10 protein-coding genes are annotated in these 12,282 nt (G+C 32.0%); 8 read left to right on the forward strand and 2 right to left on the reverse strand.

The window, feature by feature from the left end:
* Positions 1-29: 29 nt before the first annotated feature.
* The 7 genes from ABD766_RS01985 (at position 30) to ABD766_RS02015 (ending at position 9,807) form a co-directional block, all read left to right on the forward strand.
* The gene (locus ABD766_RS01985) at positions 30-1,412 is read left to right on the forward strand and encodes a DNA recombination protein RmuC (protein WP_344815136.1); all 1,383 of its coding nucleotides are present in this window, start codon (positions 30-32) and stop codon (positions 1,410-1,412) included.
* Between the two features lie 12 nt (positions 1,413-1,424).
* Positions 1,425-1,793: a 6-phosphogluconate dehydrogenase gene (locus ABD766_RS01990; RefSeq protein WP_344815137.1), complete on the forward strand. Its 369-nt coding sequence runs from the start codon at positions 1,425-1,427 to the stop codon at positions 1,791-1,793.
* Between the two features lies 1 nt (position 1,794).
* On the forward strand, positions 1,795-2,343 hold the full coding sequence (locus ABD766_RS01995; protein ID WP_298306634.1) for an acyl-CoA thioesterase: 549 nt from the start codon (positions 1,795-1,797) through the stop codon (positions 2,341-2,343).
* A gap of 109 nt (positions 2,344-2,452) precedes the next feature.
* Positions 2,453-3,553: a hypothetical protein gene (locus tag ABD766_RS02000; RefSeq protein ID WP_344815138.1), complete on the forward strand. Its 1,101-nt coding sequence runs from the start codon at positions 2,453-2,455 to the stop codon at positions 3,551-3,553.
* 31 nt (positions 3,554-3,584) lie between these two features.
* On the forward strand, positions 3,585-5,633 hold the full coding sequence (locus tag ABD766_RS02005) for an FG-GAP-like repeat-containing protein (protein ID WP_344815139.1): 2,049 nt from the start codon (positions 3,585-3,587) through the stop codon (positions 5,631-5,633).
* 92 nt (positions 5,634-5,725) lie between these two features.
* On the forward strand, positions 5,726-7,645 hold the full coding sequence (locus ABD766_RS02010) for a transglutaminase-like domain-containing protein (RefSeq protein WP_344815140.1): 1,920 nt from the start codon (positions 5,726-5,728) through the stop codon (positions 7,643-7,645).
* Between the two features lie 8 nt (positions 7,646-7,653).
* Positions 7,654-9,807 (forward strand): hypothetical protein, encoded by a 2,154-nt coding sequence (locus ABD766_RS02015; protein WP_344815141.1) that lies wholly within the window; start codon positions 7,654-7,656, stop codon positions 9,805-9,807.
* 39 nt (positions 9,808-9,846) lie between these two features.
* On the opposite strand, the gene ABD766_RS02020 is transcribed toward ABD766_RS02015, so the two are convergent.
* Positions 9,847-10,803: an ion channel gene (locus tag ABD766_RS02020; RefSeq protein ID WP_344815142.1), complete on the reverse strand. Its 957-nt coding sequence runs from the start codon at positions 10,801-10,803 to the stop codon at positions 9,847-9,849.
* A gap of 223 nt (positions 10,804-11,026) precedes the next feature.
* Here ABD766_RS02020 and ABD766_RS02025 point away from each other — a divergent pair, with 223 nt between their 5' ends.
* The gene (locus tag ABD766_RS02025; RefSeq protein ID WP_344815143.1) at positions 11,027-11,788 is read left to right on the forward strand and encodes an NYN domain-containing protein; all 762 of its coding nucleotides are present in this window, start codon (positions 11,027-11,029) and stop codon (positions 11,786-11,788) included.
* A gap of 30 nt (positions 11,789-11,818) precedes the next feature.
* Here the strand turns inward: ABD766_RS02025 and ABD766_RS02030 are convergent, their stop codons facing one another.
* Positions 11,819-12,211, reverse strand: coding sequence for a hypothetical protein (locus ABD766_RS02030; RefSeq protein ID WP_344815144.1), 393 nt, complete (start codon positions 12,209-12,211; stop codon positions 11,819-11,821).
* Positions 12,212-12,282: the final 71 nt, after the last annotated feature.

The raw sequence follows: 12,282 nt of genomic DNA on the forward strand, positions 1-12,282 counted from the left end.
ACATTTACATTCTTATAATATTCAATACCATGAACGCAGTTTTACCTTTTTTATTAATATTTATCGTTGCCCTAGCCATTGGACTTTTCCTTGGTAAACAATTATTTTCAGCCAATTCTAAATCAGAAAAAGCTTCGTTAGAAGAAAAAATTAATGGCTTAATTTCACAAATCAACCAACAAAAAGAGCAATCAGTTTTAGAAAGAAATCAATTTGAAAAACAATTAAATACTTCTAATCAAGAAAAAGAAACCATCCGTTCAGAAAAAGAAGCATTAGCCATTCTATTATCTAAAAAAGAAACCGATTTTGAAAATCTTTGGGAACGCAACAAAGAGCAAAAACAAGAAGTAGATCAACTTCAAGAAAAATTCACCAAAGAATTTGAAAATTTAGCCAATAAAATATTAGAAGAAAAAACAACCAAATTCACCGAACAAAATAAAGAAAATCTAAAAAATATTCTTTCACCATTGCAAGATAAGATTCAACTTTTTGAAAAGAAAGTTGAAGATACTCACAAAGAAAGTATCGATTACCATGCTGCTTTACGTCAGCAAATATTAGGCTTACGCGAAATGAACGAGCAAATGAGTAAAGAAACACTTAACTTAACTAAAGCATTAAAAGGTGACAGTAAAATGCAAGGTAATTGGGGTGAATTGGTATTAGAACGTGTTTTAGAAAAATCTGGTTTAGAAAAAGATAGAGAATATTTTGTACAACAAAGTTTTGTGACAGAAGAGGGTAATCGAGTTTTCCCTGATGTTATTATCAATCTTCCTGATGGAAAGAAAATGATTGTCGACTCAAAAGTAACATTAACAGCTTATGAGCGATATATCAATGAAGAAGACGATAATTTGAAAACTCAATTTCTAAAAGAACATGTTATTTCTATAAATCGCCATGTAGAACAATTGGGAAATAAAAATTACCATGATTTGTATCAAATGGAAAGTCCAGATTTTGTATTGTTATTTATACCTATCGAATCGGCCTTTGCATTAGCATTAAATGAAGATACTAGTTTGTACAATAAAGCATTTGAGAAAAATATTGTAATTGTTACTCCTTCTACTCTATTGGCAACTTTGCGAACTATTGATAGCATGTGGACCAACCAAAAGCAACAAGAAAACGCTTTAGAAATTGCACGTCAAGCAGGAGCTTTGTATGATAAATTTAATGGATTTGTTGAAGATTTAATTCTTGTAGGAAAGAGAATGGATGAAGGAAAAAAAGCCTATGAAGAATCAATGAAAAAACTTTACACAGGAAATGGAAACTTGATAACAAGTGTAGAAAAATTGAAAAAGATGGGAGCAAAAGCTAAAAAATCACTTCCAGAAAATATTATAAATAGAGCAAGTAGTTCTGACAATTCATTAACAGAATCTGAAATAAATTAAAACAAAAAAATTATGTTACGTAAAATTATTATTTACCTGGTTGCATCTATCGCAATTTTTGCAATCGCTTATTTTTCATTTGTTTATTATGCCACTTACAGTGAAGGTGTTCGTTCAGGCGAGTTAATCAAAATAAGTAGTAAAGGAGTGTTATTCAAAACTTGGGAAGGCGAAATTAGTCAAGGAATTTCTGGAGCTCAAATTTTCAAATTTTCGGTATTAGACAAAGATGAGAAAGTTATAGAACAACTTAAAGAATTTCAAGGAAAATATGTAAAAGTTACTTATGTAGAACGTTACAGAACTTTTCCGTGGTGGGGTGATACGAATTACTTTATTACTGAAGTTCAGCAAGACCAGTCTCCTTTTAAAATGAAATAACATTATGAGTGAATTCAAATCTGTAAAGTCTTCTCGAGTAACAATTTCACAATTGATGTTGCCTTCACACACCAATTTTAGTGGTAAAATTCATGGTGGTTATTTATTATCACTTTTAGACCAAATTGCCTTTGCTTGTGCATCAAAATACTCAGGAAACTATTGTGTTACTGCATCTGTAGATACTGTAGATTTCTTGAATCCAATAGAGGTTGGCGAATTGGTTACACTAAAAGCAAGTGTAAATTATGTTGGAAATAGCTCCATGATTATTGGAATTCGTGTTGAAGCAGAAAACATTCAAACCGGCAAAGTAAAACATTGTAATTCTTCATATTTCACAATGGTTGCCAAAGATGAACTGGGTAAAAACACAAAAGTTCCAGGATTGTTACTTTCCAATTATGAAGAAGTGAGACGTTTTTATAATTGTATCAAACAAATTGCACTTAAAAAGGAAAGAAACTTGCACGAAGAGATTTTTGATTATAAATCAGAAGAAGCATTGCTGACACTGAAAAACTACAATGTAAAACTTGAATTAAATTAAGATTATTATTTAATAATTCATTTTTTTATCCACAATTTTATAAGTTAACTAAATAAAAATTAGGAATTTGTAATATTTTTTATATTTTTGGTTGCATCAAACCTCAATTATGAAAAAATATTACGCATTAGCATTATTATTTACCGCATTAACTACAATAATCATCTCATGTTCAAAATCTGACGATGAACAATACATAGAAGTTTCACCAGTTAGAGTAGACTTAACTCAAGTTCCTTACGCTAAATTATCGGATTACAATTTTTTTGATGGTCCAATGAAAAATCAAAAACCAGCATTAGATGTTTTGATTTACGAACCTGCTTCTGCTCTTTTTACAGATTATGCTCACAAAAAAAGATTTGTTTGGATGCCAAAAGGAACAAAAGCAACTTATGATGGAGATGGTAAAACACTTATACTACCTGTTGGGTCGGCAATAATTAAAAATTTCTATTATGATAATGTTCAAAATGTAACTCCTGTTGGATCAACAAGAATAATTGAAACAAGAATCATGATTCGTAAAACTACTGGATGGATATTCGCAGAATATGTTTGGAATGCAGCTCAAACCGAAGCATATCTAGACATGGCTGGAAGTAATACAACAGTTGAATGGAAAGATGAAAATAATATTGTACGCGTTGTAGATAATTACAGAATTCCATCTGAACAGCAATGCATTACTTGTCATAAATTTAACGAACTTCCAATTCCTATTGGAATCAAACCACAAAATTTAAACCATAACTACACCTATACTTCTGGCTCTAAAAATCAGTTAGCAAAATGGATTGAGGTTGGCTATTTAGAGAATAACTTACCTTCAACAATTACATCAACTGTAGATTATAATGACACTTCAAAATCTTTAGACTTGAGAGTAAGATCCTATTTAGATATAAATTGTGCCCACTGCCATCAAACTAATAGTCATTGTGATTATAGACCTATGCGTTTTGCATTCAGTGAAACAACAAATCTGGCTAACATGGGAGTATGTGTAGATACACAAGACATGGCTGATTTTCCACCTGCATTAGGCAAAATAGTTAATCCAAACAACATTAATCGCTCAATGTTACATTATAGATTAAACACTGATAACGAAAGCTTTAGAATGCCACTTCTTGGTAGAACTGAAATTCATACTGAAGGAGTTGCATTGATAGAACAATGGATTAACTCTCTTTCACCATGTCCATAATTAATTTTAAACAAAACTAAACTTTAAATAAATGAAAAAAATTACTTTTATTTTAACCCTATGCCTTTTTTCAAGTTGGTCATTTGCTCAAGACACTTGTGCTTCGGCATTACCAATAACTGCTGGTTTACATGTAGTAGCAGCTGTTAATGGAACAGATATTCCTTCTCCAATTTGCGCAGACAATGGAGTTATTGCCGGAACAAATGGTAGAGGAGAATGGTATTCTTACACACCAACACAAAATTACACTGTAACAATAACAACAAATATTACACAAAATAATCCCTTAAGAGATACAAGATTTCATGTTTATACAGGTACTTGTGGAAATTTAACATGTTATGCAGGTGATGATGACTCTGGAGCAAACTACTCTTCTGTTGATGTATTTAACGTCACTGCAGGAACTACTTATATAATTGCATTTGACAATAGATGGACCTCTAATGGTTTTACTTTTCAACTAATTGAAAACCCATTAGTTGTTCCTACTCCTCAAAGAATTACTTACACTACTCAAAATATCCCAACCATTAATAGCTCTTACAATTTATGTGTAGTTGATATGAATGGTGACAGAAAAGATGACATTGCTGGTGTAAGTGCTAACAATCTTAGAATTCATTATCAAGGAACAGGTGGAACATTTACAAACACAGATTTCCCAATTACAGGAACTAGCAACATGCCATCATGGAGTTTGGCTGCAGGTGACTACAACAAAGACGGATATAACGATTTAATTTTAGGTGGAGGAAGTGCTGTTACTTTTTGGAAATCAAATAGTACTGGTACAGCTTATACAAACGAAACATTTTCACAATATGTTTTTTGTCAAAGAACCAACTTTGTTGATTTAAATAATGATGGAAATCTAGACGCTTTTTCTTGTCACGATGTTGATCCAAACGTATATTTTATGAATAATGGTTCTGGTGTATTAACATTTTATCAATCTGGAATAACTCCAGGTGCAACTACTATGGGAATTCATCCAGAAGGTGGAAACTATGGTTCTATTTTTGTTGATTATGACAATGATGGAGATCAAGATTTGTTTATTGCAAAATGTCGTGGTGGTGCTGGAACTGCAAAGTTTAATGAATTACACAAAAATAACGGTAACGGAACATTTGCAGATGTATCTGTAGCTGCAAACCTATATGACCCAATTCAAACATGGTCTACTGCTTGGGCTGATTATGATAATGATGGTGATTTAGACATTGTTGTTGGAGCAAGTTCAACAGCAGATGGAAATCATAAATATATGAGAAACAATGGTGATGCAACATTTACTGATATAACATCTGGTTCTGGTTGGGATACCAATACAAGTACAAGCATTGAGCACGTAGCTCATGATTTTGACAATGACGGTTTTGTTGACGTTTTAGGTGGTGGAAACAAAATCATGTTCAATTTAGGTAACGGAACTTTTGCTCCTTCTAACTATAGCGGAATAGCAGTTGGAGGAATTGGAGACTTAAACGATGATGGTTTTCTAGATTTCTTGAACGGAAGCACAATTCGTTACGCTGTACCAAACACAAACAATTGGGTAAAAGTATCACTTCAAGGAATTGCTAGTAATAGCTATGGTATTGGAGCAAGAGTTGAAATCTATGGTGTATTTGGAAAACAAATTAGAGAAATTCATAGTGGTGACGGATTTAAATATATGAGTTCATTAAATGCTCATTTTGGTATTGGTGCGGCAACTGCAATTACACAAATTATTATCAGATGGCCATCTGGAACAGTTGACACAATAAACAATCCAGCTATCAACACAAGAGTTAATGTGGTTGAAGGATCAACTTTGGCTGTTGGAACATTTGCAAACTCAGAATTTAGTGTTTATCCAAATCCTGCTAAAAATGTATTAAACATTAAATCAAATGATTCTATCACAATGAAGAATGCTTCTGTTTATGACTTAAATGGTAAACTAATATTATCAAGTTCAATAGTAAATGATAGCATTAATGTTGATGCTCTTTCAACTGGTTCATACATCTTAATTTTAAAAGATAGCAACGAAAAAGAATACACTCAAAAATTCTTAAAAGAATAGGTATTATTCAATACTAAACACTCCAAACTTCTGTTATAAATAAAAATATAACAGAAGTTTTTTTTTGTATATTTCGAAAAAATTGAAAATCAATGAAAATCACTACTCGATTTGCACTTCTATCTTTGATTATTCCAACAATGGTAGTTGCTCAAAAAAATATCGATCCTACTCCTGAAGATGTTGTTTTAGCCAAAAAAATAAGAACTACCTATGATAAAGACGATGTTGCTATCTTAGAAAGTACAGAAAACGTAACCTTCGATTTGAACAAAACGGAATCAAAAGTTATTGTTAATCATGCTATCAACGAGAAGTTAATGAATATCAATCACAGAGCCGCTATTCAGAAATATGAATTTTATGATAGCGAATCTAAAATTGAAACTTTCAATCTAAAGTACAGAAATGACAAAAGCGTAGGAAGTTATGTTGTAGATGAATTTTACAAAGACAATGACCTTTTCTATAATGACGCTCGTGTAAAACATATGGTAGTAAATTTTCCTGTACAAGGATACATTTACAACTATGAACTTGAAAAAAAATATGAAGATGTTAAGTATTTTACTTCTTTGTACTTCAATGACGAATTTCCAGTTTTAAAAAAACAAATTGTAGTTACAGTTCCAGAATGGTTAAATGCAGAATTAAAAGAATTTAATTTTGATGGGGCTAAAATCACTAAATCTCAAACTAAAGATTCTAAAAACAATACAATTTATACTTATACCATTAGCGATGTTCCTGCATTATATAAAGAAGAAGATGCACCAGGACGAAGCTACTTGTATCCACATATTTTAGTTATTGCCAAATCATACAAAATAAAAGGTAAAGATGTTGCACTATTTGGCTCAACTGCCGATTTATACAAATGGTACAAGTCGTTGGTAGATTTAATGAAAGATGATACTTCCGTTTTAAAAAGCAAAGTAACAGAACTCACTGCATCAGCAAAAACCGATGAAGAGAAAATAAAAAACATTTATTATTGGGTTCAAGATAACATCAGATACATCGCTTTTGAAGATGGAATTGCAGGTTTCAAGCCAGACGAATCTAATCATGTTTTCGAAAAACGCTATGGCGATTGTAAAGGAATGGCAAATCTTATCAAGCAAATGCTAAAATTAGCAGGTTTTGATGCCAGACTTACATGGATTGGAACCAAACACATTGCTTATGACTACAAAACTCCATCATTAGCAGTAGACAATCACATGATTTGTACATTATTTCATAAAGGCAAAAAGTACTTTCTTGATGGAACCGAAAAATTCAATTCTTTTGGTGAATACGCAGAACGCATTCAAAACAAAGAGGTAATGATTGAAGATGGTGACAAGTTTATTATTGATAAAGTTCCAACAGCTTCTCACGAAAGCAATAAAGAAATTTTTAAAGCCAATCTTTCTATAGAAAATGAAAAACTTCAAGGAACTTGTTCTAAAAGTTACTTAGGAGAAAGCCGTGCGCAATTCTTGTATATTTACAGCACTTTCAAAAATGATAAAAAGAACGAAACACTTGACAACTACTTATCAAAAAGCGAAAAAAACACTTTAGTAACCAACATCAAAACATCTGATTTAAAAAATCGTGACGCCAAACTAACCATTGATTATAACGTGAGTGTCGCTAACAAAGTTTCAAGTTTTGATAACGAAATGTATGTCGATTTAGAATACATGAATGAGTTCAAAGGATTTGAATTGAAAGATAGAAAAACCGATTATCAATTTGATTTCAAGAAAAATTACGAATCAACGGTTTCATTAGCTATTCCTGCAGGTTATTCTGTAACTAAAATCCCAACAGATTTAGTTGTTAAAGAAGGTAATTTTGATATTGCGCTTACTTTTCAAAAAACAGACAAAGAAATCATTTACAAAAAATCATTCATCTTTAAAAACGGAGAAATAAAAGCCTCTGAAATGACAAAATGGAATGATTTTATCAAAAATCTAATCGCCAATTATAACCAACAAATTACTTTCACAAAACAATAAAATTACTAATGAAAAAACTATTTCTTTACTTATTCCTAATAATAAGTAGTGCATCTTTTGCCCAAGACAAAGCCGAAATCAAAGAATTTTTCTGGGGAAAATCAGACAAGTACAAAACAGCAACAACAATTCCTGAAAAATGGAAAAATGAATCGGCTGTAATTATTTATAAATATGAATATTACAATTACCATAAATTTGGAGCAAGTGTAACCTACACTTCTGCCATTAGAAAAAGAATTAAATTACAAGATCAAGCTGCAGTCACTGAGTTTTCTGAGTTTTCTTATAAAGATAAATTTTATTCTAACAAAGGAATGCGTTCTTTAGGAAGAGGAACCAATGTTGTAGGAATCAAAATTGTAAAATCTACTGGAAAAGAGATTGATGTTGACATTGAAAAAAATGCCAAAGAAGTTGATAAAGAAAAGAAAATAGCTATCGCAAATCTTGAAATTGGTGATATTATTGATTTTTACTATTACAGCGTTGAGCCTTTCAAATCTATCTATGAATTTGGTTTCGAACCAGAAGAATCTCCGCTTGGTGATGTTTATCCAACAATGGACATGAAACTTGCGTTTGATACAGAAAATGACTTTTTTGTAAATTTCAACACTTACAATGGAGCACCAGAATTAATAGAAATTCCAACTAAAAATAGTGGTGAAAGAAAATACGAATTAAACGCTAAAGACATTGAAAAGAATGAATTTCCGCGTTGGTTTTTACCTTTAGCTGAATTACCTTGTTATAAATTTCAAGTGTTTTTTGCACGCTCAGGAAAATTTGAAGCTAGAGCAGATGCTTTTCTATCCAATTCTGAAAAAGTAATTAAAAAAACAGTTACCAAAGAAGATATTTTTAATTACTACGACGGAAAATTTCGCCCAGACGGAAGTTTAGGTGTAATTAACGATTTCCTAAAAGGAAAAACATTTGCAAGTGATGAAGAAAAAATTAGAGAAGTCTATTACTACACTAGACACATGTTCTTCACACAATTTATTGAAGCATTCATTATTAGTGATGCAACAAAGTTCTACGCGTTAAGTGTGTATAGCAATCCAATCTTTTTTAGAACCGAAGAATCCTTTGTAAACTACTTCATGGAATTCCTTAAAAAGAACAACTATGATTATGATATTATAGTAGCTACACCAAAATACAATGGCTCAATCGACGATTTATTGATTCAGAAAAACGTAAATGTATTATTAAGAGTAAATACTAAAACACCAATGTATTTAGAATATTTCTCTCCATATACTAGTGCTGACCAATTCAATTACAATTTAGAAAACAGTAAAGCTTATGCACTTCAAGTTGCTAAAGGAAAGAAAGTGGTAGATGCTGTAAACGTAAATTTACCAGCGAGCACCATGCAAGACAACGTTTCAAAAATTAACTCTCTTGTAAGTATTTCTGACGATTTTTCTGGACTTAAAGTCAAAAAAGAATCTTCTTATTTCGGACATTTGAAAGAAAACGAACAAAGCGACAAATTTTACTACTTTGATTATGCGTTTGAAGACTATGCTAAATACGGAACGAAATCAGTAATTGAATATGTAAAAAACAAAAAAGATAAAGAACGCTATGGTAAAGAAATTGACGCTGTTGTAAATAAATTGAAAGAACAACAAAAAGAAGCGTTCAAAAAAGCTACAGCCGAAGAATATGATTTTGAAATAGACGACCACAAATTCACTATCAAAAGTACAGGTCGTTTCGGAAAAAAATCTCCATTAATCTACGAAGAGGATTTTGCAATTAAAAACAACCTTATCAAAAAAGCTGGTGAAAACTACCTTATTGAAATTGGAAAACTAATCACTTCGCAAGTAGAAATTGACAAAAAAGAAAAAGAACGTAAAAACAACGTTTACATGGTTTACCCACGTTCTTTCGAAAACGAAATCACATTAGACATTCCTGCTGGTTACACCGTTGCCGGATTAGACAAACTAAACAAAAAAGTAGAAAACGATACTGGCGGATTTGTAAGTTCAGCTACAGTTAGCGGCAACAAACTTACTATCAAAGCCGTTAAATATTACAAAAACTACTACGAACCAAACAGCAATTGGAACAAAATGATTCAGTTCTTAGATGCTGCTTATCAGTTCACACAAGAAAAAGTTTTATTAAAGAAAAACTAAACCAAAAAAAACGCTCGAAATATAATCGAGCGTTTTTTTTTATAAAGAAACTTTTTCAAAAAGATTGAGTTTATCAATATGCAAAATAGTCTTGTTTTCATCTTCACTTCTAGTAAACATAGGCAAATATTTAGCACCGTAAACCACTTCGTCAAACGTGTAAGAAGTCCGTTTTACAACAGTTGTACTGTACATATCGTCAAACAATTTGATGAAAACAATAACTTCACCAATCGTGTTCTTAATATCATCAGCTGTCAGTTTATACAACGGACTATCCTCAGTTATAGGATGCACCAAAGTCCAACTTAATGTCAACGCATTTACCTTTTCCAATTCTAATTTCAATTGGTAAAATTTATTCACCATTTTACCATTTTCCTCAACATGAAGACCAAGCGTTACTTTAGCTTCAGCTTCAGTCAAGTTAGCATTTTTATATGGTGCCAATCTTAACATTAAAGCCGTTTTATCTTGATATGGCGCAATGATAGCATTTTCAGAAAAAACAATATGCGCTCTGGGCTGACTAAATCTACCATAAAACAAACCAGTTGCAATGGCGAAGCTCAACAATCCAAAAAGCGCTTCAACCGAAGCCACAAAACTCGCCAAAAACCCACTCGGACTTATATGTCCGTAACCCACAGTCGTATACGTTTGAATACTAAAGAAAAACGCCTGACCAAATTTATCTAAAGCCGAAACCGCACTAATACCTCTCAAATGCTCCACTCCTATCAACACATAAATCGAAGCAAAAGCACAATTCACCAAAAAGTAAAAAGACAAAATAATAAAGAAAAACTTCCATCTCGGAATCGTCAACATCGTGTGATACCAACTGATTCCTTCAAAAAAACCAATTCCTGTTTTTCTTACATTTGCATTACCAGATTTCGTCACAAAACGACCACCATAACTCGATGCGTTTGCTCCAAAACCAGAGTTTTTATCATCTTGAGCCTTACTATTTATTTTCTTTTTAAAAGCCATTATCTTAAGTATTAGAAGCCAATCCAGCTATACGTTACAAGCATTATCTAAAAAAGCACATTTTTGTAAGTTGCAAAAAGAGCTTCTCAGGTCGCTTTTTTACAACAACAAAAATAGCACTTTTTTACACAATGGCTTTCCACTACTATCTGGGCTAAAAACGTCCTGATTTTCATAGCACTATTAGTTTAATTCACTACATTTGATAATCTAAAACAATCCCATGACTACTAAAAACGACCTTAAATTTGCTGTTCTCATCGATGCAGACAACGTTCCTTACGCCAACGTAAAAGAAATGTTTGAAGAAATCGCCAAATACGGAACACCAACATTCAAGCGAATTTATGCCGATTGGACCAAACCAACCGTTTCGGGTTGGAAAAATGTTTTGTTAGAAAACGCCATAACTCCTATTCAACAATACAGCTATTCTACAGGAAAAAACGCAAGCGATAGCGCATTAATAATAGATGCCATGGACATTCTCTACACCGGAAAAGTAGATGGATTTTGCATTGTTTCAAGCGATTCCGATTTTACACGATTAGCCACAAGACTTCGTGAAGCTGGAATGAAAGTTATTGGAATTGGAGAAAAGAAAACCCTAACGCCATTCATCACAGCTTGCGACAAATTCATCTATATAGAAATTCTTAAAAAACCAGATTTAGAACCAATAGTAGAAAACAGCAACAAAAAAACAACTAAAACTACAAAAACTACCAACAGTCCAATAAGTAAAATAGATCCAAAAATCATTAAACTTTTAGCCGATAGTATTTCCGATTTAGAAGACGAAAACGGTTGGGCATTCTTGGGAGAATTAGGAAATTTAATGCTAAAAAAGAAACCCGATTTTGACCCAAGAAACTATGGTTTTCCTAAAATGTTGGCGCTTATCAAAAACATCAATCGTTTTGAAATCGACGAACGCGAAAGCGGTAAAAACAACATCAAACACATTTATGTAAGAAGAAAGTAAAAGTCGAGAAGTAACTTACTTTTAGAAGATTTACATATAATAAGTTTCCTCCACTTGAATACCATTTTTTTCTAAAATGGCAAAAAGATACATACTTTGGTTAGGATCATATTTTTCTGTGCCACTTTGGTACCATTTAGCCAAAACATTCAACTGAAAATTAGTGTAACCATCAGTATCTGGTGGCAAACCTAGCAAACCAGCTAACAGAAAATCTTCCAAAACCTTTTTAGTAACAATACGCTTTGGAATTCCGTCAATGATGTAGCCGTTTCTATTTTCATAATCCAGTCTACCCGAGACAAATCCAGAGTGAAAAGCATCATTATACTTCACCTCATCATAATCGATGTAAGGATTCAAACCATTTGAATAACCATTCAAATAATCTTGTCTATAAGTTGGATCAAAAATATTTTCCATAGAGCAAATTGCTATGTTATTGTAAATTTCAAATCAAACTTAATAACAATAAAACAACAATTAATTAAAAA

Origin of the sequence: Flavobacterium cheonanense, from assembly GCF_039539185.1 — a bacterium.
In the GTDB taxonomy this organism is placed as follows: domain Bacteria; phylum Bacteroidota; class Bacteroidia; order Flavobacteriales; family Flavobacteriaceae; genus Flavobacterium; species Flavobacterium cheonanense.

Coding starts and splice junctions, on each gene's coding strand:
- ABD766_RS02010 (WP_344815140.1), top strand. CDS start 5,726: ATGAAAATCACTACTCGATTTGCACTTCTATCTTTGATTATTCCAACA.
- ABD766_RS01990 (WP_344815137.1), top strand. CDS start 1,425: ATGTTACGTAAAATTATTATTTACCTGGTTGCATCTATCGCAATTTTT.
- ABD766_RS02025 (WP_344815143.1), top strand. CDS start 11,027: ATGACTACTAAAAACGACCTTAAATTTGCTGTTCTCATCGATGCAGAC.
- ABD766_RS02030 (WP_344815144.1), bottom strand. CDS start 12,211: ATGGAAAATATTTTTGATCCAACTTATAGACAAGATTATTTGAATGGT.
- ABD766_RS02000 (WP_344815138.1), top strand. CDS start 2,453: ATGAAAAAATATTACGCATTAGCATTATTATTTACCGCATTAACTACA.
- ABD766_RS02020 (WP_344815142.1), bottom strand. CDS start 10,803: ATGGCTTTTAAAAAGAAAATAAATAGTAAGGCTCAAGATGATAAAAAC.
- ABD766_RS02005 (WP_344815139.1), top strand. CDS start 3,585: ATGAAAAAAATTACTTTTATTTTAACCCTATGCCTTTTTTCAAGTTGG.
- ABD766_RS02015 (WP_344815141.1), top strand. CDS start 7,654: ATGAAAAAACTATTTCTTTACTTATTCCTAATAATAAGTAGTGCATCT.
- ABD766_RS01985 (WP_344815136.1), top strand. CDS start 30: ATGAACGCAGTTTTACCTTTTTTATTAATATTTATCGTTGCCCTAGCC.